A 23,093-nucleotide genomic window follows, 5' to 3' on the forward strand; every position below is an offset into this window, starting at 1 on the left:
GGACCACAGGCACAGTGATCCCCGACCGCAGAAGCAAACCATTTGGACTGTGTTAAGAGAGTGAAAGCTGAGCAAATTGTTATAAATCGCCCGTTCAACTGACACAAGTGACAGCTGTGTCCGATTTCACCTTCACAGGACAGTTGTCCGATACAGCAATAAAGGCGCCTAGTATGTAACGGAAATGTAAAAGAGTTCTCACAACGAGGTAGGTGAGCGGTGTCCGTACGTGACCGCGTAGCGCAGATTTACGATCAGGTTTTGGTTCGCAATGCAGGAGAGCCCGAGTTCCATCAGGCCGCCGCAGAGGTCTTCGAGTCTCTTCACGTAGTGCTCGAACGCCACCCCCGCTACGCCGACGCCGGACTCATCGAGCGGCTTTGCGAGCCGGAACGCCAGATCATCTTCCGCGTGCCGTGGACCGACGACCAGGGCAACGTTCACGTCAACCGTGGCTTCCGCGTGCAGTACAACAGTGCACTCGGCCCCTACAAGGGCGGCCTGCGCTTCCACCCCAGCGTCAACCTGGGCATCGTGAAGTTCCTCGGCTTCGAGCAGATCTTCAAGAACTCACTCACCGGCCTGCCCATCGGCGGCGGCAAGGGTGGCTCGGACTTCGATCCCAAGGGCCGCTCCGACGCAGAGGTCATGCGCTTCTGTCAGTCCTTCATGACCGAACTGCAGCGTCACATCGGTGAATACACCGACGTTCCGGCCGGCGACATCGGCGTCGGTGGTCGCGAGATCGGCTACCTGTTCGGTCAGTACAAGCGGCTGACCAACACGTACGAGTCGGGCGTCCTCACCGGCAAGGGCATCACCTGGGGCGGATCGCAGGTTCGCACCGAGGCCACCGGCTACGGCGTCGCGTACTTCGTCGCCGAAATGCTCAAGGCAAAGGGTGAAGGCCTCGAAGGCAAGAACGTCGTGATCTCCGGATCCGGCAATGTCGCCATCTACGCAATCCAGAAGATCCACCAGCTCGGCGGCGTCGCGATCGCCTGCTCGGATTCCTCGGGATACATCGTGGACAAGAAGGGCATTGATCTCGACCTCCTCAAGGAGATCAAGGAAGTTCGCCGCGGCCGCATCAGCGAGTACGCCGACGCAGTTCCGCATGCCGAGTTCATCGCCGATGGCTCCATCTGGGACGTGCCGTGCGACGTCGCACTCCCCTGCGCGACTCAGAACGAGCTCGACGAAGATGCCGCAAAGACCTTGATCGCCAACGGCGTTCAGGCCGTTGCCGAAGGCGCGAACATGCCCACCACCCCCGGTGGCATCCAGCTCTTCCGTGACGCGAACGTAGCCTTCGCGCCCGGCAAGGCGGCCAACGCCGGTGGCGTTGCAACCTCCGCCCTCGAAATGCAGCAGAATGCTTCGCGTGATTCCTGGAGCTTCGAGTACACCGACGAGCGTCTCGCCGGAATCATGCGCGGCATTCACAAGCGCACCATCAACACCGCTGCCGAGTACGGAAAGCCGGGCGACTACGTGCACGGCGCGAACATTGCCGGCTTCGTGAAGGTGGCCGACGCCATGATTTCACTGGGCGTCATCTAGAGATTTCCGCAATACAGACAGCAGTACAAAAAGGGGTGATTTCACCCTGAACCGGTTCCCGTACATCGGACTGGTCGAATCAATACCTAGGCCTCGAGGGCCCTGGGTCCGCGAGGACCCAGGGCCCTCGAGCTTGATCTGAGCAAATCGCCCGCGACGAGCACCGTAGGCGCCGGCAATGATCCCAGACGGAACTCGTGATGTCCTCCGAATCCGTTTTCCGCTCTGACGTCGAAAAACACCGTAAGTGGACGATTGTTTAGGTCCGCAGCGCGTGGGGCATATGGACTTATCTTCACATTTGTCCATTTCACAGTTGGACGATCGTTCATGTGGTAGAAATCACAACGCCTGGCGCAATTCGATCCGCAAATTTCAGCGGCGAGTATGTCCCCGAACAAGGCCTCAGCGTGTACCCCGCTTCGTAACGCGCCGAGCCTCCGGGTGCCTGTGCCAGGCGACGCACCTGTCTAGAGGAGGCCACCCATGTCCCCAGCGCTGCTGAACAACCCGGGACCGCTCATGTTGGGAGGCAAGCCCGCCTCCACAGCGGTCAACGACGTCATCCCACTGGCAAGCGATCTCGTAGATCACCTGTCCCGTGCCAACCCGACGTTGACTTCCCTCCAAACGGAGGCAGTTCGTCGGGAACTGATTGCGGTGATCGTGCAGGGGCTCCAAGTGGGGATCCAGCTGCTGGATCACCGCAAACTTCCCACCGACCAAGAGTTGGACGGCATTCACACGATGACCGTCCAACAAGCATTGAAAGGCGTGCCACTCAGCGCGATCCTCAACTTGACCAACGAGGGCATCAGCACTTTCCGCACCCTCATCCTCAGCCGGGCCGACGCCGAGGACTCCGCCAATCTCGGGGATCTCAACGAGTTCTTGTTCGCACTCGCGCAGCGGCTTCACTCGTTCATCTCGATCAGCTATCTCTCGGCTCTTCCAGCTGGCTCCCAACTCGGGGAATACTCCGCCGGCGCTCTCGTGAAAGCCATGCTGGACGGCGACGATCCCACCCAGCTTGCGTTGCAGATGGGCGTTGAACTCGCACCCCGCTATCTCGTCCTGCGGCTCCTGGTGAACCTGCCGCCCATCCGCCCGGGAGCACGCAACGGCAACCACCAGCGCATACAGGCCTACCGTGACCTCTCCGTCGCTCAATCGAAAATCGCGGCCCACTTCGGGTCGGCACTGCTCGAAGCTCCTGCACCGCAACGTGGTCTGGTCCTGATCGAGGGCACACCCGACTGGGGAACAGTGTGCGAGGTCATCCAACGTGCACGCGCAACGGTCGGGGTGGAGATCACAGCAATCGCCGAGAACGCCGCGGTACGAGATATCGCCGCCGCCCAAGCAACCACTCACGAATTGGCGCAACTCGTGCGGCGCCTGAGACTGCCGGCGCGGTCGTACCGAATGGAAGACCTCGCGCTCGAGTATCAACTCACTCGGGGTGGCGCAGGCCGCGACAGCTTGATCAATCTTCTAAGGCCACTCGACGGCAATCCGGAACTGCTGCAGACATTGTCCATACATCTCGCCAACGGCCAGCATCGTCAGCGCACCGCGTCGGCGCTCGGCCTGCACACCAACACCGTCGACAATCGAATCAAGCGCATCGCAACCCTGACCGGATTGGATCCGGCCCTGCCCTCTGAACTGCTCAAACTGCGCGCTGCCATGATCTCTCTGACTTTCGCAAGCACTGATGTGGACAATCGTCCAGCGAAAATGTGAACACTCACATCCTCGCTATTAGCTGTCCACGTGTGGCGCCTGGACCCCACTTTTCCGCTCCGAACCGGGCTATAAAAGTGTGGTGCGAATCACCGCGCAAACCAGTAACAATTAAGGGGAAACACATGATCAACGGCCAGGATAACGCTCTCCTCGGTGCCTTCTTCGACACCATCCTGCAGCTCTTCAACGCGGGCAGCACCGGCACGGGTTCGACGGATGGCGGCGGCGTCTCCTAGGACGAATCTCGGGCCCTGTGCGAGAGAATCTCTCGCGCAGGGCCCGCTCCAAGCCGCCTGACACTGTGATGGCGGTGACCACGGTGACCACCACGTCGCCACCGCTGAAACCAGGAGCAAGCACATGATCGCCGCACCAACCACAGGCGCTTTGGCCGTCGTCTTGAACACCGTCCTACAGATGTTCAACGCCGGCAGCAGTTTCCTCTACACCAACAACTCTCCGATTGGCGGCGGCGGCGGCGAAACTCCCACGACGCCTGCTCCCTGATCGACTTACCCGCTCGCATCACAAAGTCGCGGCACAGACAGGAACCACCGTGATAAACCAGCACACCCTGGGCAGCCTGGTCATCGACTTCGGCTCACTCTCCCGAGCACTCGGCTTCGGCAACGGCTCTATCGTGTCGCTCGGCAGCACCGGAAGTGGCTGAAACAGCCCGCCTGACCACGTCGACGATCCCGTCGCCGCTCACCTTGCTCACCACATCTCGAAACAGAAAGCAGGTCCCCCTGTGCCTACAATTCCGCTCACCGGCGACCCCATCGTCATCAACATCATCGTCCAGCTACTGAGCGCGGGTAGCAGCAATGCGCTCGCATTGGGCGGGGTCGGTAGCAGCGGTCTCGGCAGCACCGGGCTCGGCAGCTTCGACTCGGCGAGCCTCGGAAGCGCTGCTTAGGACCTCACTTGTGATCGGTGTTCGATCCGCGTCTTCGGCCGCCGAAACAGTCCACGAAACCCACGTTGCCCTCCGTCATCTGTGACGGAGGGCAACGTGGTCGTTCAGGCGAAACGGCTCGCGGTTGGGCGATCCGGCCGTCGGCCTTACTGTCTCGGCGATCGAAGAGTTGGAATCAACGCCAATCTTCCGGTGGATCGGTCTCGTCGTGCTCGATGGTCACGGACTCCGAACGATCGTCAGCCGCAGCCTTTTTCGCTGCTTCACGCATCTCGATTCCGTCGGACACCCAGTCACCGATCTCGCGCGTCACGTCTCGAACAGCCCCGGCGATGATCATCGCGATGGAGCCCACGTGGTTGGCTGCACTTTCGGTCAGTTCCTGGACCGTGTCCTTGCGGCGTTCGAATTTCCCGACCATCAGTGTGTGCCTCTCAGGCTGCAGTTCGCTGGCGCTCGACGATAACACCGGGAGGGGTCTTCGACTTGACCAAACCGGGCGGAAGAGCGAGCTTGAAGATCTTGCCCCATACCGAACCGATCTGCTTGAAGAACCCACCGGTGTTGTACGGCAAACCGTACTTCCCACACAATTCTTTCACCTGGGGAGCGAGTTCCGGATAACGATGCGCAGGCAGGTCCGGGAACAGGTGGTGCTCGATCTGGTGCGAGAGGTTGCCGGACATGATGTGGAAGAGCGGGCTTCCCTCGATGTTGGCGCTGCCGAGCATCTGACGCACGTACCACTGACCACGAGTCTCGTCGGCCGTCTCGTCCTCGGTGAAGCTCTGTACGCCGGTGGGGAAATGGCCACAGAAGATGATCGAGTACGTCCACACGTTTCGGACCAGGTTGGCGGTGACGTTCCCCGCGAGAGTGGTCACGAACAGCGGCCCCGTCAGAACCGGGAAGATGACGTAGTCCTTGAGGACCTGCTTGCCCGCCTTGTTCCACCAGCCCTTCAGAAGCGGCTTGACGTCGTGCCACTTGCGTTTGCCCTGGATGACGTTCTCGATCTCGAGATCGTGCATCATCACACCCCACTCGAAGAGCATCATCAAGGCAAAGGCCCAGACCGGATTACCGAGGTAATAGGGGTTCCACTTCTGCGCGTCGTCGATACGCAGGATGCCGTATCCGATGTCACGGTCTTTGCCGAGAATATTGGTGTACGTGTGGTGCATGTAGTTGTGCGAGTGGCGCCACTGGTCGGCCGGGCACACCGTATCCCATTCGAAGACTTCGGAATTGAGCCCGGGTTCCCGCATCCAGTCATATTGACCGTGCATGACGTTGTGGCCGATCTCCATGTTGTCGAGAATCTTCGACACACTCAGCGCACCGACTGCCGCGAGCCACACCGGCGGTAGGAATCCGAGGTACATCAAGCCGCGACCTGCGACCTCGAACCCGCGCTGAGCCTTGATGATCTTGTAGATGTACTCCCGGTCTTCGGCCCCAAGCGAAGCGACGGTGCGATCACGCAATGCGTCCAACTCACGGCCGATCTCCTCGACCTGCTCGTACGTCAGGACGACGGGAGCGTCGTCCTTCGCATCGGAACCGTTGCCGAGGAACGGGAGGGTGGGAAGTGAAAGTCCAAACATGTCGGTCTCCAGACAGTCGTGTGGAAAATGGGACTTCAGATGTCGACGGTGACGTCGCCGACGGGAGCGCTGACGCACAGCTGGATCTTCTTGTCCGGCTCGTCGTCTGTCTCACCGGTGCGCACGTTTCGGGTACGACCCGCCTTCTTGACGGAGGTGCAGGAGAAGCAGATTCCCATCCGGCATCCGTATTCGGGATTGAGGCCCGCAGCTTCTGCTTGTTCGAGAAGTGTTTCGCCGGAGTTCTCGGCCGCCACCCCACTTTTGGTGAATGACACCTCGCCGCCGGCCTCACCCGGCTCGGCCACCGCCGGCGCGAACTCCTCGGTATTGAGCAAGTGCTCGACGTCGACCTCACGGAACACCTCACGCACTCCCCGCATCAGACCGGGAGGCCCGCAGAGATAAGCCTGGGCGTCGATCGTGTCCGGATCGGCGATCCACGGAGCCACGGCGTCGAGGTGCCCGCGATCGAAGAAACCTTCGAGGTCACCTCCACCGCTTTCGGTGTACACGAGTACCAGTTTCACGTTCGGGTTCTGCTCGGCGATGGTCTTCAGCGCGCGCGTGTATGCCACGTCGGCATCGGTGTTCGCGTAGTGCACGAACACGATCTCGCCCGAGTGCTCCTCCTCCACCAGCGTCCGAAGCATCGACATGACCGGGGTGATTCCACTGCCGCCACTGATCAACAACACCCGACGCGGGCGGTCGACGGGAAGGGAGAACACACCGTCTGCCTGCGAGAGGCTGACAACGAGTCCGGGCGCCGCGTTGGCGTACAGATACTGCGACACCAGGCCACCGGGATGCGCTTTCACGGTGAGCTCGATCAGCCCGTTGCGCGTAGACGCGCCACCGGCCGGCGAGTAGCAGCGAGTGTGACGAACACCGTCGATCACCACGCCCAACTGCACGAACTGGCCCGCCTGAAAACCGCGCCACTGGCGAGTCGGGCGCAGCGTCAGAGTGACGGAGTCAGCGGTCGGATGGTCGACGGCGACAACCTGCGCGCGGATGTCACGAACGGTCGCCATCGGGTTGACCAACTCGAGGTACCGATCGATCTGATGTGGAGCAGCCATGGCTTCGATCAGTCCCACCAAGGACAGTCCGCGCCGAGGTGTGGACTTCGGTGTCGTGTTCTCAGGAGCAGATGCGATTGTCATGACCCTCCTCGTACTTCGATTGCCGGGTGTACCGATTGCTGGGCTAGCTTCCCCCGACTGCGTGAATTCAGTGTACAAATGTTCACCGAAGATAGTGTGACAGGTGCACACAAGTACATGTCAACAAGAATGTGATCCGAGTTACACGAGTTGCCGAAAGGAGCCGGAATGCCTGTACCTACACTCGACGTCGTGACGAAGGCCGGACCGGTGAACCCAGAGCGCAGGGAACCCGACAACAGGGAACCGGAAAGTCGTGCTGCAAAGAAGGAACGCACACGCCAAGCGCTCCTGGACACTGCCATGGACCTCTCGGCCGATCGCGGCTTCGCCGGAATCAGCTTGCGAGAGGTAGCCAGGGAAGCCGGGATCGTTCCGACGGCGTTCTACCGCCACTTCGCTTCACTGGAGGACGTCGGTGTCGTCCTCGTCGAAGAGAGCATGCGCATGTTGCGCCAGATGCTGCGCGACGCAAGGCGTAATCCCAGCACCAAGGACGCCGCTACGTCACTGGGCATCCTTGTGCGACAAGTGCATACACACGAGCGACAGTTTCGGTTCCTCTGCCGCGAACGCTACAGCGGCGTCAGTGAGGTACGACGTGCGATAGCCACTGAAATGCGGTTGTTCGTCAGCGAACTGACCATCGACCTCTCCAGGATTGCCGGACTGGAAAGCTGGTCGTCGGACGATCTGGAAATGGCTGCCGACCTGATCGTCTCGACGATGTTCAGCGCTGTCGTCGAACTGCTGGACGCCGGGACGGCCGGGTATCGCGACGAAGCCGCCGTCATCACACGAGCCGAGAAGCAACTGCGAGTCATCATGCTCGGAATGGCCACCTGGAATCCACCTCGAAACTGACCTCGGGTTCACCTTTTCGACGTACGGTGAGAGTCATGTCTTCCACGAGTACATACGAAATCCCCGTTGGCGACCTCACCTTCGACGTACTGATCTCGGGCCCGGACGACGGCATTCCGCTGGTAGCGCTGCACGGCTTCCCGGAGAGCGCCGCATCCTGGGGCAAGGTCACACCACTGCTCACCGCGGCGGGATACCGTGTGATCGCACCGAATCAGCGCGGATACTCCGCCGGCGCGCGCCCCGAAGGGGTGGATGCCTACAAGATCGAGCATCTGGTAGCCGACGTCGTCGGATTGCTCGACGCACTCGGCCTGTCCGACGCGCATCTGGTCGGCCACGACTGGGGTTCGGCGGTCGCCTGGCAGGTCGCCGGTCGCCATCCGAACCGGATCCGCAGCCTGACGGCGATCTCGGTCCCCCACCCCACCGCCTTCGGTTGGGCACTCCGCGAGGACGAGGACCAGAAGCAACGCTCGTCGTACATCGGACTTCTCCGACAGGAGGGCAAAGCCGAGGAAGTGTTGTCGGAGGACAACTTCCGCCGGCTGCGCGCCATGTTCGACGGCCAGATCGATCCTGAATTCGCCGACGAGCACATTCGTGTCATGAGCGGGGAGGGCGCGCTCACCGGCGCCTTGAACTGGTACCGCGCGATGACTCGCGACTTCGGCGACATCGATCGCACCACCGTGCCGACCACGTATGTCTGGAGCACCGGCGACACAGCGCTCGGCCGCGCAGGCGCAGAACGCTGTGGTGAATTCGTGGACGCTCCCTACGAGTTCGTCGTGCTCGACGGCGGAAGTCACTGGATTCCGGAAGAGCGAGCCGAAGAGTTGGCCGAGGCAATCCTCGCACGTGCAGGATCCTGATCGTCGCGACGAATTCGGCTCTATGTATGTTGTCATACATAGAGCCGAATTGATTCCACCACCAGGAGTTCTGCGATGACCGAGACCGTTGCACCACCCCATCCGTTCGACACCGCTGTCGGATTGACGCCACTCACCGCCGGCTTGTCGACCGGCGAAACCAATCCGGCGTACAACAACATGGTCGGGCCGTTCGGCGGCGTCACCGCTGCCACGTTGCTCGAATCTGTACTGAAGCACCCCGAACGCCTCGGCGATCCGCTGTCGTTGACCGTCAACTTTGCCGGTCCGATCACCGAGGGCGCCTTCGAGATCTCCGCCCGGCCGGTGCGTACCAACCGCTCGACGCAGCACTGGTCCATCGAACTGTCTCAGGACGGAACCGTCGCCACTACCGCGACGGCAGTGTTCGGTACCAGGCGTGAAACCTGGTCGTCTACCGAGATCACGATGCCGGAAGTTCCGTCGGCCGAAAACGTTGCGCTGCTGCCGTTCCCCGAGTTCATCGCCTGGGCACAGAACTACGAGATGCGCTTTGTCGAAGGTGCGATCCCCGATCTGGAGTCGGGCGAGCATCCCGACTCGACCACGACACTCTGGGTGCGCGATCAACCGGCACGCGCTCTCGACTTCACGTCGCTGACCGCACTGTGTGATGTCTTCTTCCCACGAGTCTTCTTGCGCCGAGGCAAGATGGCTCCGGCCGGAACGGTCTCGATGACCATCTACTTCCACGCCGACGCTCAGACGCTGACCGCACAGGCAGACAATTCCGTGCTGGGAACGGCGCGGACCCAACGGTTCGGAAACGGATACTTCGATCAGTCGGCCGAAATTTGGGGCAGTGACGGCGCATTGCTCGCTACGACACACCAGTTGGTCTACTTCAAGGATTGACGGGGATCGCACTGTCCCCTTCCGGCGCCTTCACCATCGACAATGCGGCAAGGCCGACGCCGAGAACCACCAGCAGTCCGATGATGCCGGCACGGTCTGCACCGAAGAGCCAAGCGAACAGGCCGAACAGTGTCGGCGCCAAGAACGACACTGCTCGGCCTGTGGTCGCATACAGGCCGAACATCTGACCTTCACGCCCAGGCGGGGTGATGCGTGCCAAGAAGGTTCGTGCCGAAGACTGAGCGGGCCCGACGAACAGACAGAGCGCGAGACCGAAGATCCAGAACATCACCGGCCCGGACACCGCGATCAATATCGCGCCGACCACGATCATCGACGCCAGCGAGACGGTGATGACCTGTTTGGGTCCGATCCGATCGTCGAAGCGTCCGGCCACCAATGCACCGATTGCGGAAATCACGTTGGCGGCAACACCGAACAGCAGGACGTCGGCCGCACTGATTCCGTAGACGTTGACAGCCAACACGGCTCCGAAGGTGAACACGCCCGCCAGACCGTCACGAAAGAGTGCGCTTGCGATCAGGTACCAGATCGTGCGCCTGTCGACGTTCCAGAGTTCGCGCAGATCGCGCCACAACACCCGATAGGAGTCGAGGAACCCGGCCTTGGACGCTCCCGGATCGACCGCGGGGCTGGGCAACTCGGGAACCTTGAAGAACACCGGAATCGCGAAGACCGCGAACCACGCTGCAGCCAGCAGTGCCACCATCCGGATGTTCATGCCGCCGTCGGTGGTCAATCCCAGGAATCCCCGAGTGTCGCCGTCGCCGACGATGAACCCGAAGTAACACAGCAACAGCAGCACGATTCCGCCGAAATATCCCATGGCCCAGCCGAAGCCGGAGACTCGTCCCAGATTCTCCGGTGTCGACACCTGCCGCATCATGGCGTTGTACGGCACGCCGGCCAGTTCGAAAATCACCGAACCGATTGCGAGCAGAACCAATCCGAGCCACAGGTAGCGGTAGTTGTCTTCGACGAAATAGAGACCCGCCATCGAGAGCACGGTGATGCCGGTGAGTATCGCGAGCGAGAGTTTGCGTTTACCCGACGCATCGAAACGCTGTCCGGTGATCGGGGCGAGTATCGCGATGAAGAAGCCGGCGATTCCGAGAGCCCAACTGAGCCACGTAGTTGCCGAAATCGTGCCGGGCAGGTCGTCGCCGACCGCGTCGGTCAGATAGACCGAGAAGACGAACGTGAGGATCACGGCGTTGAATGCTGCCGATCCCCAATCCCACAGCCCCCACGCGAACACTTGACTCTTCGTGGCCGCACCACCGATGCCTGCGGGTGGCTCGGCCTGCATGCTCGTGGACTCGGCGCTCATACGGCGAAGCCTAACTGCGCGCGGGCGACTCGGCGCCTCTCTCCGAAGTCGACATACAAGACGTTCTATGCACCCAAGTTAGTACGCACTTAGTTGCATACGCACCTGAGTGCATAGATACTTTTTCCATGGCACTCGAACATGCGTTGCTCGTCTCCCTGTCCGAACAGGATGCGTCGGGATACGACCTCACACGCCGGTTCGACAAGTCGATCGGCTTCTTCCACAGCGCGACGCACCAGCAGATCTACCGAGTCCTCAAGCGAATGGACGAGGCAGGCTGGGTGGAGGTGGAGGCCATCGCGCAGGACGGCCGACCGGACAAGAAGATGTACCGCGTCAGCGATGCCGGCCGCGCCGAACTGACCCGATGGATCGCCGAGCCGTCCGAACCGAACCACCTGCGCAACGAGTTGGCCATCAAGATCAGGGCCGCAGCGCACGCCGATCTCCCCGCTCTACGACGCGAAGTCGCTCGCCACCGCGACGGCCACGCCGCCCGCCTCGACGTCTACCGACTCATCGAAAAGCGTGACTTCCCCAATCCAGCAGCACTTTCCGGCTCTTCACTGCACCAGTACCTGGTACTTCGCGGCGGTATCCGCGTCGAAGAAGGATTCACCGACTGGTGCCAGGAAGTTCTGGACGCATTGCCCACTGGCGAGTACGCCATCGAAGACACTGGCGAGTACGCCATCGAAGACACCGGCGAGTACGCCACGGAAGGACATCTTCAGTCATGACGGATACACAGTTCCCCCGCCTGCTCGAACCGCTCGACCTCGGATTCACGACGCTGAAGAACCGCGTCGTCATGGGATCGATCCACACCGGCCTCGAAGATCGCGCGAAGGACACCGACCGCTTGGCCGAGTACTTCGCCGAACGTGCTCGTGGCGGTGTCGGCTTGATCATCACCGGCGGCTACGCGCCCAACCGCACCGGTTGGCTCTTGCCCTTCGGTGCCAAGCTGACCAACCGCATCGAAGCGCGCCGTCACCGCCGGATCACCAAGGCGGTTCACGACGCGGGCGGAAAGATCGCCATGCAGATCCTGCACGCCGGCCGCTACAGCTACCAGCCTTTCAGTGTCTCCGCGTCGTCGATCAAGGCGCCCATCAACCCGTTCCGTCCGCGCAAGCTGACCGGCCGTGGGGTGCGTTGGCAGATCCGCAACTACGTTCGCTGCGCGCGCCTGGCCAAGTCCGCGGGTTACGACGGCGTCGAAATCATGGGCGGTGAGGGCTACTTCATCAACCAGTTCCTCTGCGAGCGCACGAACAAGCGCACCGACCAGTGGGGCGGCAGTTCCGAGAACCGTCGACGCATGGCAGTCGAAATCGTGCGACGCACACGCAAGGCTGTCGGCCCGAACTTCATCATCGTGTTCCGGCTGTCGATGGCAGACCTGGTCGAGGGCGGTCAGACCTGGGATGAAATCGTCTCACTGGCAAAGGAAGTCGAAGCCGCCGGCGCCACGATCATCAACACCGACATCGGGTGGCACGAGTCACGGGTCCCCACCATCGTCACCTCGGTTCCCCGAGCAGCCTTCGTCGACATAACAAGCAAGCTCGAGAAGCACGTCGACATTCCGGTAGCCGCCTCGAATCGGATCAACATGCCCGAGACCGCCGAAGAGATCCTCAACCGCGGTGACGCACAATTGATTTCGATGGCCAGGCCGATGCTCGCCGATCCCGACTGGGTAAACAAGGCCGAGAGAGGAGCGTCCGACGAGATCAACACGTGCATTGCCTGCAACCAGGCCTGCCTCGACCACGCCTTCGTTCACAAGCAGGTCTCCTGCCTGCTCAACCCGCGCGCGGGCCGCGAAACCACACTGATCCTCTCCCCCACTCGGCGGACCAAGAACCTCGCCGTCGTCGGTGCCGGTCCTGCCGGACTTTCCGCAGCACTCAATCTTGCTCAGCGTGGTCATTCGGTCACGTTGTTCGAGGCTTCGGACAAGATCGGCGGACAGTTCGGGATCGCACAGCTCATTCCGGGTAAGGAAGAGTTCGCCGAAACCATTCGCTACTACACCCGCATGCTGGACGTGGCCGGAGTGACGGTCAAGCTCGAAACCCGCGTCACACCGGCAGATCTCATCGGATCCTTCGACGAAGTGGTGGTTGCCACCGGCGTGACGCCGCGCGTTCCCAAGATCCCCGGCATCGAGAACTCGAAGGTGCTGACCTACGCCGAGGTCGTCCGAGAGGGCAAGCCCGTCGGCAAGTCCGTCGCCGTCATCGGCGCCGGCGGCATCGGCGTCGACGTGAGCGAATTCCTCACGCACCCCACTTCCCCCACTCTTCATCTCAAGGAGTGGAAGCAGGAATGGGGCGTCACCGAACCCGAAATGGCCCCGGGCGCTCTCACCACTCCGGTACCGGAGCTCTCCGAGCGGGAGGTCTACCTCCTCCAACGCAAGCCAGGACGCATCGGCGCCGGCCTCGCGAAGACCACCGGCTGGGTCCATCGGGCGGCCCTCAAGAACAAGGGCGTCCACGAGCTCTCGGGCGTCAACTACGAGCGCATCGACGACGCCGGCCTGCACATCACCTTCGGTGAGAAGCACGAGAAGCCCCGACTTCTCGAGGTCGACACCATCGTCATCTGCGCCGGGCAGGAGTCGGTTCGCGATCTCGTGGACGAACTGACCGTCGCGGGCGTGGTGACCCACATCATCGGCGGCGCCGACGTGGCAGGAGAACTCGACGCCAAGCGTGCCATCGAACAGGGCACACGACTGGCCGCGAAGATCTGACCGGCTACGCTGACTGATCGTGAGCCTGCCGACACCCACAACCACAGCCCGCGCCGTAGTGACCGGCGCCTCCTCCGGCATCGGAGAGGCACTGGCCGCTGATCTGGCATCACGCGGACATTCCCTGATCCTCGTTGCCCGTCGTGGCGAGGTCATGGAGGTCCTCGCCGAGAAGCTTCGCGCCGCGCACGGCGTCGAGGTGGAGGTCCGTGCATCGGACCTCTCCGACAGCGCGGCGCGTGCCGTTCTGGTCGAGGAACTCGGTGGCCGCGACATCAGCATCCTGTGCAACAACGCCGGTATCGCCACCTTCGGGCCGATCGCCGAGCTGGACCCGGCATACGAGCGCGACCAGGTCGAGCTCAACGCCGTTGCAGTGCACGATCTCACGCTGGCCGTGCTGCCCGGCATGCTCGCACGCAAGTCCGGAGCCATCCTGATGGTCGGGTCCGCGGCCGGAAACATGCCGATCCCCAACAACGCGACATACGCCGCCACGAAGGCGTTCGTGAACACCTTCGCGGAATCGTTGCGAGGTGAACTCAAGGGCACCGGAGTGAACGTCACCCTGCTCGCCCCAGGCCCAGTACGCACCGAAACCCCGGACCCGGCCGAAGCGTCGATCGTCGACAAGCTCGTCCCGGACTTCTTCTGGATCTCGAGCGAGTACACCGCCAAGGTCTCGCTCGACGGCCTGGCCGAGAACAAGATGCGCGTCGTACCAGGCATCTTGAGCAAGGCGATGTCCGTCGCGGGCGGCTACAGCCCGCGTGCCGTCGTTGCGCCCATCGTGGGCACGTTCTACAAGAAGCTCGGCGGCTGATTCACGCAAACTTCTCAGAGCAGGCCATAGCAGACCATATAGTCGGTTAATGGCGATGCGACGAACACTGGCAGTCGGGGCAATCCTTCTTCTGACCGGAGGGTTGCCCTTACTGCTGCCCACGGCAGCGAATGCATGTTCGTGCGCATCATCGGCTACCCCGGAAGAAGCCGTGAGCGTCTCCAGCACCGTTTTCCTCGGGACTCCGACGGAGAAAACTTCGGACGGGTTCGAGGACACCTACCTGTTCGACGTCAGCCGGGTCTACAAAGGCGATCTGGCATCGGTGACGTCGGTGGGGACACTCGCGAACGGGAACGGTTGTGGCACAAGCTACGTGCTCGGCACCGAGCAGCTGATGTTCGTTTCTGCGCCGTACGACGTCGACGCCGAGCACGAGGGGTACAGCTGCGGGCCGGCTACCGAAACCGGGTTCGACATCCAAGCGGCGGTCGAGTCCGTGTACGGCGCCGGTTACGCCCCGAGCTCCGGCGGAACTCCGTCCGTTGGTGTGTCCGCCGACAGATCGACGGTCATCGGCGGAGGCGCCGCGGTGGCATTGCTCGCGGTGCTCGGTTGGTTCGGATGGAAGCGCCGGCGAGCACAGTAAGTCGAGGACGTCAGGGCCGCGTCAACCTCGTTCGGCGGCGCGTCAAGTAAGCGTCAAGATCCGCCCCACCGGTGATCTTCGGGAGTAGATCTGAAGGTAGCCCGCAACACGGCGGGTCACCTTCAGGAGATCGACGTGACGCTACTCGAAATCTTCCCCTCCCTACGCGGCGCAATGACACCGCGTATGGATCCTGCGTTGTGGCCCATCAGTACTCGCCACGACCACAGCGGGCGTGTCTGCATCGGCGACGTCTCCCTCGAAGAGATCGCGGACCAGTACGGCACACCGACGTACGTCGTCGACGAGGCGGACGTGCGGCACCGCTGCCGCACGTATCGAGAGATCTTCCCCGACTCGGAGATCGTGTACGCCGGCAAGGCACTGATGATTCGAGCGATGGCTACCTGGGTCTCCGACGAGGGACTCGGGGTGGATGTCTGTTCCGCCGGTGAACTCGCCGTCGCGCTCGCCGCGGGCGTGGACCCCCACCGAATCATCCTGCACGGCAATGCCAAATCGGTTTCCGAACTGAGGGCGGCGGTCAACGCGGGTGTGGGCCGGATCGTCCTCGACTCCCCCAGCGAAGCGGTACGGCTCGCGTCGGTGTGTACCCACCGACAGAAGGTGTTGATCAGAGTCACACCCGGCATCGACATACACGGACACAAGGCAGTGTCCACAGGCATCTTGGACCAAAAGTTCGGCCTACCAGCGTTTTCCGAAGAACTGGAACGTACGGTATCCGTCGTCGCCAACGCGGCGCACCTGCAACTCATCGGCCTGCATTGCCATCTCGGCTCCCAGATCACCGATCCCGAACTCTTCCGCCCCGCGATCGAGACGATGATCGCACAGATGGACGACATACGACGCACGCATCGAATCATCCTCACCGAACTCGATCTCGGCGGTGGCCATGGGATCGCATACATGCCGGGAGACGCCCAACTGGATCTGACCCGCCTCGCTCACGTCATCGACGAAACTCTCGACGACGCGTGCACCCGAAACCGCTTCCCTCGCCCCGAAATCGTGCTCGAGCCTGGCCGAGCGATCGCCGCGCGCGCCGGAGTCACGCTATATCGCGTACAGAACATCAAGTCGATCAGCGGCGGTCGAACCTTCGTTTCCGTCGACGGTGGGATGAGCGACAACCCTCGGGTGTCGTTGTACGACAGCCACTACGACGTCGAATTGGTGAACCGGCATTCGAGCGCACCGCTCCAGGAAGTCACCGTCGCCGGGCGGCACTGCGAATCGGGCGACGAAATCGCCGTCGGAGCAAGGCTTCCCGCCGACCTACATGAAGGTGACCTGTTGGCAGTGCCGTGTACGGGCGCATACCACCACAGCATGGCCTCCACTTACAACAGCGTCGGCCGGCCACCGGTCGTCGCTGTGCTGGGCGGGATTGCGCGGCCGTTGATCAGGCGCGAATCGATCAACGACCTGCTGGCCCGCGAGGTCGGCATCTGACCTCGCGGGCGCCTAAGCCTCAGCGCTTGCGACGGCTACCGGTACCGAAGATATTTCGCGAAATCTCGCGTCCCGCAGCCGAAGCCGCCGAACGCAGGAAACTCTTCACGGCCGAGTTACCCAGGATCTGCTCGGCGATGTTGGGGCCCTCAGGTTCGGCCGGCGGCGGTGGCGGCAGATCGGGCAGCGACGGAAGATCCAGGGACTGATCCGCCGTCGGAGCACCGGCCACCTTCGCCGTCAACTTTTCGTACGCCGACTCGCGGTCGATGGTCTGGCCGTACTTCTGATTCAGCGGACTCGACGACGCTGCCGCCTTGATCGCGTCGTTGCCGATGGTGTCCATCAGCGACCTCGGAGGACGAATCTTGGTCCAGGCCACCGGCGTCGGCGCACCCTTTTCCGAGAGCACGGTCACGATGGCTTCACCGATGCCGAGTGAAGTCAGTGCCTTTTCCAGGTCGTAGTGCTCGGTCTTCGGGTAGGTACGGACGGTCTTGTTGAGCGCCTTCTGATCGTCGGGCGTGAATGCGCGTAGGGCGTGCTGGACGCGCGCGCCCAACTGTGACAGCACCGAATTGGGAATGTCGGTCGGAAGCTGCGTGCAGAAGAACACGCCGACGCCCTTGGAGCGAATCAGCTTTACCGTCTGTTCGACCTGCTGCAGGAAGGCCTTCGACGCGTCCGCGAACAGAAGGTGCGCCTCGTCGAAGATGAACACCAGCTTCGGCTTGTCCAGATCTCCCTCTTCGGGCAGCGTCTGGAACAGGTCCGCGAGCACCCACATCAGGAAGGTGGAGAACATTGCCGGACGCGCGGCCTGGGCACCGAGTTCGAACAGCGTGATCACACCGGCACCGCCGACGACACGCAGCAGGTCCTCGGTTTCGAGTTCCGGTTCGCCGAAGAAGGTGTCACCGCCGTCGGCTTCGAGGTTGACCAACGCGCGCAGAATCACCCCCGCCGTCGCGGAGGAAACTCCGCCGATACCCTTCAGATCCGCTTTGCCCTCAGCGCTCGTCAGGTGGGCGATGACCGAACGCAGATCCTTGAGGTCCAGCAGGGCCAGGCCCTGAGTGTCGGCCCAGTGGAAGATCAGTCCGAGAGTCGATTCCTGGGTCTCGTTGAGGCCCAACACTTTGCTGAGCAGGATCGGCCCGAAACTGGTGATGGTCGCGCGCACCGGGATACCGATTCCGTCCGTTCCCAACGACAAGAACTCGACTGGCATCCCAGCGGGAGTCCACGAATCGTCGCCCGTCTCGACTGCGCGAGCCTTCATCTTCTCGCTCGGCTCCCCTGCCTTCGACAGACCCGAGAGATCGCCCTTGACGTCGGCCATCACCACTGGCACACCCGCGGCGGACAGCTGCTCGGCGATGCCCTGCAACGTCTTGGTCTTGCCGGTACCCGTCGCACCGGCAATCAGACCGTGACGGTTGATCGTCGCCAACGGAATCCGCACCCGCGCGGTGGGATCTGCCACTCCGTCGATCACCACCGAGCCGAGCTCGAGTGCCCGCCCCTCGGATGAATAGCCCGCCGCGATTTCAGCTGCAGCACCCGACGGCGCCTGAGCAGCGGGGGTGGCGGGGGTGGCTCCGGCCGATGCTTCGGCCTCAGCGGCAGCCGCTTCCTTCTCGGCTTCCTCAGCTGCCGCAGCGGCTTCAGCTGCAATCCGAGCGGCTTCGGCAGCGGCAGCCTTGGCAGCTTTCGCCTTCTCCGCCGGCGTCAGCGGCGCGGCTCCGTCCTTCGGATCCACGGTCATCGAAAAGCCCTCCTCGTTGCAATGCGGCGAAGTTCTTGTCATCACCCGAACGCCGTCTTACACACGTCGAGTTTCCACCGCAGACCTTATCCCGCGCCCGCGCGCACTACTGTGTTCCTGGTGCAGGACAAATTGGTATGGATCGATTGTGAAATGACCGGGCTGCGACTCGAGTCGGACAAACTCATCGAGATTGCGGCTCTGGTGACCGACAGCGACTTGAACATCTTGGGCGAAGGTGTGGACATCGTCATCCACGCCGACGACGACGCATTGGCTGCGATGCCCGACGTCGTGAAGAAGATGCACGCGAAGTCGGGGCTGACCGAAGAGGTTCGTAAGTCGACGGTCACCCTCGCCGAGGCGGAGAAAGAGGTGCTCGCGTACATCCGCAAGCACGTTCCCGTCGCCGGTACGGCTCCCCTGGCAGGTAATTCCATCGCCACCGACCGCGGATTCATCTCGCGTGACATGACGGCGCTGGACACATACCTGCACTACCGGATGATCGATGTCAGCTCCATCAAGGAACTCTCCCGCCGCTGGTACCCGCGAATCTACTTCGGCCAGCCCGAAAAAGGTCTCGCCCACCGGGCACTCGCCGACATCAAGGAATCCATCCGCGAACTCAAGTACTACCGCGGCACTGCATTCGTCGCGGCGCCCGGACCGTCGAGCGCGGAGATCGCAGCCGTCGTAGAGGGCTTGGGTCCCGCCTGACCTGCCGATTGGCTTCCTGACCGACTTTCGCGCTAGTATCTCTTTCGTCAAAGCAGCCGGGTCAAACCGGTGGCCGAGGCAATGGTGGGCGTAGTTCAGTTGGTAGAGCACCAGGTTGTGATCCTGGCTGTCGCGGGTTCGAGTCCCGTCGCTCACCCAAGCGGAACCCCCGAATATGTCGAAAGACATTTTCGGGGGTTCTTTTGGTTTGTGCGCCAGCCCCTATCCGAGCGAACGTACCTCTCGTCGCCTCAGATAGACCGAAAGCCACTTTCGCTCACATGGTGGTAGCTGGAAATTGCCGCAAATGGCGCAGACGGATGACATGAGCGTCGGCGGAGTGAAACCTTGGGCTACCGATCGCGACGACGCACGCAGATTGTGGGCGCTGTCCGCTGAAATGACCGGAGTGGACGCCTTCGGTCGACGCTGACGCCGAGCGAACGTACCTCCCGTCGCCTCAGATAGACCGAGAGGCACTTTCGCTCACAAAAGGTGTACAGATGCAGAAATGCCCCCAACCGGACGGTCGGGGGCATTCTGGCGTTCAGCGCTTCAGGAACGCACTCAGACGTCCGCGTTGCCGGTCTTCCAGACGCTCCAGGGGATGTTCCAGTCACCGAGGCCGTCGGTGCCGGAGAGCGTTCCGCCGACGGTGTTCTTGACGACGACGATGTCCCCACGCTTGGTGTTGTCGTAGACCCACTTGGCGTTGGACGGGCTCAGGTTGAGGCAGCCGTGACTTGTGTTGGAGTAGCCCTGCTGCCCGACCGACCACGGCGCCGAGTGGAAGAAGATACCGCTGTAGGACATTCGGGTCGCCCAGTCGACGGGGGTCTTGTAACCCTGCGCCGAGGTGACCGGGACGCCGTACGTGGACGAGTCCATGATCATGTTCGCGAAGCGGTCACCGATGATGTAGACGCCGTTGTCGGTAGGAGTGCTGTCCTTGCCCATGGAGGTGGGCATGGTCATGACAGTCTCACCGTTGACCTGGAAAGTGACCTGCTTGGTGTTGTCGTCCGCCGTGGCGATGACGGCATCACCGATGGTGAAGGAACTCTTGGCGTCTTCCTGCCCGAAGACTCCCTTGCCGAGATTGCGCCCGTACACGTTGACGCTCACGTCGACCTTGGTGCCCGGTGCCCAGTAGTTCTCCGGACGCCAACGGACCTCACGATTGTTGACCCAGTAGAACGCACCTTCGACGGCCGGAGTCGTGGTGACGGTGATCGCGGCTTCGGCAGCCTTGCGATCGGGGATGTTCTCGTCGAACTGCACCGCGATGGGCTGACCGATGCCGACCACGTCACCCTCGTTGGGCAAGACGTACGGCTTGGTGACGTTGCCGGGTGCGCTGGTGGTGAAGGACGTGACCGTCGTACTTGCGCCACCCAATCCGAATGCGCGGGCCTCGATTTTGTACTTGCGGTTGTAGCCGAGTGGCTCGGTGGTGGTCCACGACGCACCGTCGGCAGCAATCGCGCCGGCAACTGCCTTACCGTCCTGATTGACCATCGTCACGTCGGACAGAGCGCCGTCAGCGACGTTGATCTTGACCGGGTCGCCCGGCGAGAAGCCGACAGCGCCGTCGGCAGCGGTCGAGGTGAGCTTCGGCTTGATGAGTTCGGTGAGCGGATTGGAATCGATCGGCGCCGACCCTTCGGTACTGACGTCCTTGCCGCCCGACGTGCACGCGGTCATCAGAACGAGAGCACCGAGAGACGCCGCGATCATCGCCGCGCCCTTCGACGCTCGACCGTTCCCCCCGCACACGGACAGACCCCACCTTTGACGACTCATCGTTCGACTCCGCTTCACAATTTCTCCGACTAACTTCCGCGTCACATGCGAATCCCACTTACCGGAAGGCAAGTGGGACTTGCGGTATGACTGCGCTGCACCAATGATGCCAGGCGCGCTCGTTACCAACGGTCATGAAAGGCCACGCCGTCAGTAACGTTCAAGTATCAATCGCTCCGAACCGTCCGTTTTGTTACCGCTTTCAGCGGATTTCCTCCGATCGGACTACAGCGGTGACGCCTCCACCTGGCGATTTGCTCCCGAACCGGCGATTCGGCTAATGTTCTGTCTCGCAAGAGCGAGCGCCTATAGCTCAGTTGGTAGAGCAAGTGACTCTTAATCACTGGGTCCGGGGTTCGAGTCCCTGTGGGCGCACTTGCAAAGGTCCCCACCTTCTTCGGAAGGTGGGGATTTTTCTTTGTGTCGTGGTGAACAGGTTGTGGTGAATAGACTTCACAGTTATCGGAACCACGGCCTGGAGGATTGATGACCGAGCGCGAAACCACACCGGGCAGCGAGCTGGCATTTGCCGGGGTTGCGGGTCAGGCCGCTCTGATCCGGTCAGGAGAATTATCGGCCCGCGAGCTCACCGAGAACACACTTCGCCGTATCGAACGCCTCGATTCGACGCTCAATGCTTTTGTGCGGGTTCTCGCAGACGAAGCGCTCGACGAAGCGACACGTCTCGATCAGCGCCAGGCCGACGGCCACAGCCTGGGCCCACTGCACGGAGTCCCGATCGCGATCAAAGACGAGAACGACGTCGCCGGAACGCCGACGACGTACGGCGGTGCGGCAGCAACTCGCATCGCATCGGCCGATTCAGAGGTCGTCCGGCGGTTGCGCGAAGCCGGCGCGGTGATCGTCGGCAAGACGACGATGCCCGAGTTCGGCATCTGGCCCTTCACGGAGACTGCTGCAAACGGCTACACCAGAAACCCTTGGGACACCGGCGTATCCACGGGCGGATCGAGCGGAGGATCTGCGTCGGCCGTCGCGTCGGGCATGGTCGCAGCGGCAATCGGCGGCGACGGCGGCGGTTCCATCCGACTGCCTTCGGCGTTCTGCGGGTTGTTCGGACTCAAACCGCAGCGCGGTCGGGTGAGCACCGCGCCGAACCGCAACCTCTGGCGCGGACTCGGCACGCTAGGCCCTCTCACTCGTTCCGTCGAGGACAGCGCGCTCGTGTACGACGTGATAACCGGTACCACCGGGACCGACGACTACACAGCCGAAACGCTCCGCACCAGCTTTGCCGAGTCAGCCGCGTCGGCGCCCGGGCCGCTTCGCATTGCAGTGTCCACCCGGAGTCCGGTCCGGGGCGTCCGCCCGTCCCCGGAGGTCGTTGCCGCGGTGCATTCGATCGCAGAGATGTTGAGCGCGTTGGGACATCACGTCGAAGAACACGACCCCGAGTACCCGGACGCAACTGCAGCATTTCTCCCGCAGGTACTCGGCGGCGTCCGCGACGAAGCACTGCGCGTCGATCATCCGGCGCTCCTCGAAAAGCGCACGCGCGCACTCGCGTCCATCGGCCGGATAGCCGCTCCCGCGCGCGTCGGGAAATTCGCTTACCGCAAAGGTGAGCGAATCGCAGCGACGGTCAACCAGGTCTTCGACACCTTCGACCTGGTCCTGATGCCGACCACGCCCGCGCTGCCACGCCCGATCGGACAACTCGAAGGAACCGGCCTTCTGTCAGCAGTCCGCAAGGCGTTGCCGATCGCCGCCTACTGTTCGATCTGGAATGTCTGCGGCAACCCGGCGGCCGCTGTGCCCGCCGGGTTCTCCGAACGCGGACTCCCCCTGAGCGTCCAACTGGTCGGGCGCAGCGGTGGTGAACCGACGATTCTCGCCGTCGCACAGCAGTTGGAAAGCACCGTCCGCTGGCCGGATTCGCACCCTCCACACTCGTGAATTCCGGAAGCGATGTAACCATCGTCACCACGATGAACACGCGTTTTGCAAACTCCTGAGCCTGTCGGCTAATGTTCTGTCTCGCAAGAGCGAGCGCCTATAGCTCAGTTGGTAGAGCAAGTGACTCTTAATCACTGGGTCCGGGGTTCGAGTCCCTGTGGGCGCACTTGCAAGAAGGCCCCCACCTCACCAGGTGGGGGCCTTCTTCA

The 23,093-nt window shown here is 62.3% G+C and carries 21 protein-coding genes and 3 tRNA genes; 18 read left to right on the top strand and 6 right to left on the bottom strand.

Annotated elements, in window-relative coordinates; all coding sequences use genetic code 11:
* The first annotated feature begins 219 nt into the window (after nt 1-219).
* From gdhA to R4P70_RS11430, 4 genes are all read left to right on the top strand, one after another.
* Nucleotides 220-1,563: an NADP-specific glutamate dehydrogenase gene (gdhA, locus tag R4P70_RS11415; protein ID WP_003945368.1), complete on the top strand. Its 1,344-nt coding sequence runs from the start codon at nt 220-222 to the stop codon at nt 1,561-1,563.
* Nucleotides 1,564-2,049: 486 nt separating this feature from the next.
* Entirely contained in the window at nt 2,050-3,309 is a 1,260-nt protein-coding gene (locus R4P70_RS11420) for a PucR family transcriptional regulator (RefSeq protein ID WP_019749122.1), read from the top strand.
* A 363-nt stretch (nt 3,310-3,672) separates the two neighbouring features.
* Entirely contained in the window at nt 3,673-3,819 is a 147-nt protein-coding gene (locus R4P70_RS11425; protein WP_019749123.1) for a hypothetical protein, read from the top strand.
* Nucleotides 3,820-4,063: 244 nt separating this feature from the next.
* Nucleotides 4,064-4,231, top strand: a complete 168-nt coding sequence (locus R4P70_RS11430; RefSeq protein WP_003945367.1) for a hypothetical protein — start codon at nt 4,064-4,066, stop codon at nt 4,229-4,231.
* Between the two features lie 175 nt (nt 4,232-4,406).
* On the opposite strand, the gene R4P70_RS11435 is transcribed toward R4P70_RS11430, so the two are convergent.
* The 3 genes from R4P70_RS11435 to R4P70_RS11445 are packed head-to-tail and all read right to left on the bottom strand — an operon-like array spanning nt 4,407 to nt 7,007.
* Entirely contained in the window at nt 4,407-4,652 is a 246-nt protein-coding gene (locus tag R4P70_RS11435) for a hypothetical protein (protein ID WP_019749125.1), read from the bottom strand.
* Between the two features lie 13 nt (nt 4,653-4,665).
* The gene (locus tag R4P70_RS11440) at nt 4,666-5,838 is read right to left on the bottom strand and encodes a fatty acid desaturase family protein (RefSeq protein WP_020908255.1); all 1,173 of its coding nucleotides are present in this window, start codon (nt 5,836-5,838) and stop codon (nt 4,666-4,668) included.
* 35 nt (nt 5,839-5,873) lie between these two features.
* Nucleotides 5,874-7,007 carry a ferredoxin reductase gene (locus R4P70_RS11445; RefSeq protein ID WP_021344756.1) on the bottom strand — a complete coding sequence of 378 codons (1,134 nt, stop codon included), beginning with the start codon at nt 7,005-7,007 and terminating at the stop codon, nt 5,874-5,876.
* A gap of 168 nt (nt 7,008-7,175) precedes the next feature.
* Between R4P70_RS11445 and R4P70_RS11450 the strand changes: the two genes are divergently transcribed.
* The 3 genes from R4P70_RS11450 (at nt 7,176) to R4P70_RS11460 (ending at nt 9,643) form a co-directional block, all read left to right on the top strand.
* The gene (locus R4P70_RS11450) at nt 7,176-7,871 is read left to right on the top strand and encodes a TetR family transcriptional regulator (RefSeq protein ID WP_003945327.1); all 696 of its coding nucleotides are present in this window, start codon (nt 7,176-7,178) and stop codon (nt 7,869-7,871) included.
* Between the two features lie 35 nt (nt 7,872-7,906).
* Nucleotides 7,907-8,746, top strand: coding sequence for an alpha/beta fold hydrolase (locus tag R4P70_RS11455; protein ID WP_020970015.1), 840 nt, complete (start codon nt 7,907-7,909; stop codon nt 8,744-8,746).
* Nucleotides 8,747-8,821: 75 nt separating this feature from the next.
* The gene (locus R4P70_RS11460; protein ID WP_020908258.1) at nt 8,822-9,643 is read left to right on the top strand and encodes an acyl-CoA thioesterase; all 822 of its coding nucleotides are present in this window, start codon (nt 8,822-8,824) and stop codon (nt 9,641-9,643) included.
* Here the strand turns inward: R4P70_RS11460 and R4P70_RS11465 are convergent.
* The gene (locus R4P70_RS11465; protein ID WP_019749130.1) at nt 9,633-10,994 is read right to left on the bottom strand and encodes an MFS transporter; all 1,362 of its coding nucleotides are present in this window, start codon (nt 10,992-10,994) and stop codon (nt 9,633-9,635) included. The two genes, R4P70_RS11460 and R4P70_RS11465, sit on opposite strands and share 11 nt — an antisense overlap.
* A gap of 128 nt (nt 10,995-11,122) precedes the next feature.
* Here R4P70_RS11465 and R4P70_RS11470 point away from each other — a divergent pair, with 128 nt between their 5' ends.
* From R4P70_RS11470 to lysA, 5 genes are all read left to right on the top strand, one after another.
* Entirely contained in the window at nt 11,123-11,737 is a 615-nt protein-coding gene (locus tag R4P70_RS11470) for a PadR family transcriptional regulator (RefSeq protein WP_019749131.1), read from the top strand.
* Nucleotides 11,734-13,764 (top strand): NADPH-dependent 2,4-dienoyl-CoA reductase, encoded by a 2,031-nt coding sequence (locus R4P70_RS11475; RefSeq protein WP_021344757.1) that lies wholly within the window; start codon nt 11,734-11,736, stop codon nt 13,762-13,764. The genes R4P70_RS11470 and R4P70_RS11475 overlap by 4 nt, the downstream gene beginning before the upstream one ends.
* Nucleotides 13,765-13,783: 19 nt before the next feature.
* Nucleotides 13,784-14,587 (top strand): mycolate reductase, encoded by an 804-nt coding sequence (gene cmrA / locus R4P70_RS11480; RefSeq protein ID WP_019749133.1) that lies wholly within the window; start codon nt 13,784-13,786, stop codon nt 14,585-14,587.
* A 172-nt stretch (nt 14,588-14,759) separates the two neighbouring features.
* Complete coding sequence (locus R4P70_RS11485) at nt 14,760-15,197, top strand: hypothetical protein (RefSeq protein WP_020970019.1); 438 nt, start codon at nt 14,760-14,762, stop codon at nt 15,195-15,197.
* A 135-nt stretch (nt 15,198-15,332) separates the two neighbouring features.
* On the top strand, nt 15,333-16,676 hold the full coding sequence (gene lysA, locus R4P70_RS11490) for a diaminopimelate decarboxylase (RefSeq protein ID WP_020908262.1): 1,344 nt from the start codon (nt 15,333-15,335) through the stop codon (nt 16,674-16,676).
* A 19-nt stretch (nt 16,677-16,695) separates the two neighbouring features.
* Here the strand turns inward: lysA and R4P70_RS11495 are convergent, their stop codons facing one another.
* Nucleotides 16,696-18,444: a helicase HerA-like domain-containing protein gene (locus R4P70_RS11495; RefSeq protein WP_317830831.1), complete on the bottom strand. Its 1,749-nt coding sequence runs from the start codon at nt 18,442-18,444 to the stop codon at nt 16,696-16,698.
* Nucleotides 18,445-18,564: 120 nt separating this feature from the next.
* Here R4P70_RS11495 and orn point away from each other — a divergent pair, with 120 nt between their 5' ends.
* From orn to R4P70_RS11510, 3 genes are all read left to right on the top strand, one after another.
* A complete protein-coding gene (gene orn / locus R4P70_RS11500) occupies nt 18,565-19,164 on the top strand; it encodes an oligoribonuclease (RefSeq protein ID WP_024487359.1) in 600 nt (199 codons plus the stop codon).
* Nucleotides 19,165-19,248: 84 nt separating this feature from the next.
* Nucleotides 19,249-19,321: transfer RNA gene (locus tag R4P70_RS11505), tRNA-His, on the top strand.
* A gap of 150 nt (nt 19,322-19,471) precedes the next feature.
* Entirely contained in the window at nt 19,472-19,597 is a 126-nt protein-coding gene (locus R4P70_RS11510; RefSeq protein ID WP_256279807.1) for a hypothetical protein, read from the top strand.
* A gap of 134 nt (nt 19,598-19,731) precedes the next feature.
* Here R4P70_RS11510 and R4P70_RS11515 read toward each other — a convergent pair whose 3' ends face one another.
* Nucleotides 19,732-20,901 carry an Ig-like domain-containing protein gene (locus R4P70_RS11515; protein ID WP_125052658.1) on the bottom strand — a complete coding sequence of 390 codons (1,170 nt, stop codon included), beginning with the start codon at nt 20,899-20,901 and terminating at the stop codon, nt 19,732-19,734.
* A gap of 368 nt (nt 20,902-21,269) precedes the next feature.
* Between R4P70_RS11515 and R4P70_RS11520 the strand changes: the two genes are divergently transcribed.
* The 3 genes from R4P70_RS11520 to R4P70_RS11530 all read left to right on the top strand — a co-directional run bounded on the left by R4P70_RS11520 (nt 21,270) and on the right by R4P70_RS11530 (nt 23,050).
* Nucleotides 21,270-21,342 (top strand) — tRNA-Lys (locus tag R4P70_RS11520).
* Nucleotides 21,343-21,453: 111 nt separating this feature from the next.
* A complete protein-coding gene (locus tag R4P70_RS11525) occupies nt 21,454-22,884 on the top strand; it encodes an amidase (RefSeq protein WP_285183121.1) in 1,431 nt (476 codons plus the stop codon).
* A gap of 93 nt (nt 22,885-22,977) precedes the next feature.
* A tRNA-Lys gene (locus R4P70_RS11530) sits at nt 22,978-23,050 on the top strand.
* Nucleotides 23,051-23,093: the final 43 nt, after the last annotated feature.

Origin of the sequence: Rhodococcus sp. IEGM 1241 (genome assembly GCF_033142365.1) — a bacterium.
Taxonomy (GTDB): Bacteria; Actinomycetota; Actinomycetes; order Mycobacteriales; family Mycobacteriaceae; genus Rhodococcus_F; species Rhodococcus_F erythropolis.

What these genes read in the sequence shown, in the direction of transcription:
- R4P70_RS11450 (WP_003945327.1), top strand. Translation starts at nt 7,176, where the DNA reads ATGCCTGTACCTACACTCGACGTCGTGACGAAGGCCGGACCGGTGAAC.
- R4P70_RS11470 (WP_019749131.1), top strand. Translation starts at nt 11,123, where the DNA reads ATGGCACTCGAACATGCGTTGCTCGTCTCCCTGTCCGAACAGGATGCG.
- R4P70_RS11510 (WP_256279807.1), top strand. Translation starts at nt 19,472, where the DNA reads ATGGCGCAGACGGATGACATGAGCGTCGGCGGAGTGAAACCTTGGGCT.
- R4P70_RS11445 (WP_021344756.1), bottom strand. Translation starts at nt 7,007, where the DNA reads ATGACAATCGCATCTGCTCCTGAGAACACGACACCGAAGTCCACACCT.
- R4P70_RS11460 (WP_020908258.1), top strand. Translation starts at nt 8,822, where the DNA reads ATGACCGAGACCGTTGCACCACCCCATCCGTTCGACACCGCTGTCGGA.
- R4P70_RS11515 (WP_125052658.1), bottom strand. Translation starts at nt 20,901, where the DNA reads ATGATCGCGGCGTCTCTCGGTGCTCTCGTTCTGATGACCGCGTGCACG.
- R4P70_RS11525 (WP_285183121.1), top strand. Translation starts at nt 21,454, where the DNA reads ATGACCGAGCGCGAAACCACACCGGGCAGCGAGCTGGCATTTGCCGGG.
- R4P70_RS11435 (WP_019749125.1), bottom strand. Translation starts at nt 4,652, where the DNA reads ATGGTCGGGAAATTCGAACGCCGCAAGGACACGGTCCAGGAACTGACC.
- R4P70_RS11465 (WP_019749130.1), bottom strand. Translation starts at nt 10,994, where the DNA reads ATGAGCGCCGAGTCCACGAGCATGCAGGCCGAGCCACCCGCAGGCATC.
- R4P70_RS11425 (WP_019749123.1), top strand. Translation starts at nt 3,673, where the DNA reads ATGATCGCCGCACCAACCACAGGCGCTTTGGCCGTCGTCTTGAACACC.
- R4P70_RS11440 (WP_020908255.1), bottom strand. Translation starts at nt 5,838, where the DNA reads ATGTTTGGACTTTCACTTCCCACCCTCCCGTTCCTCGGCAACGGTTCC.
- R4P70_RS11455 (WP_020970015.1), top strand. Translation starts at nt 7,907, where the DNA reads ATGTCTTCCACGAGTACATACGAAATCCCCGTTGGCGACCTCACCTTC.
- R4P70_RS11495 (WP_317830831.1), bottom strand. Translation starts at nt 18,444, where the DNA reads ATGACCGTGGATCCGAAGGACGGAGCCGCGCCGCTGACGCCGGCGGAG.
- R4P70_RS11475 (WP_021344757.1), top strand. Translation starts at nt 11,734, where the DNA reads ATGACGGATACACAGTTCCCCCGCCTGCTCGAACCGCTCGACCTCGGA.
- R4P70_RS11420 (WP_019749122.1), top strand. Translation starts at nt 2,050, where the DNA reads ATGTCCCCAGCGCTGCTGAACAACCCGGGACCGCTCATGTTGGGAGGC.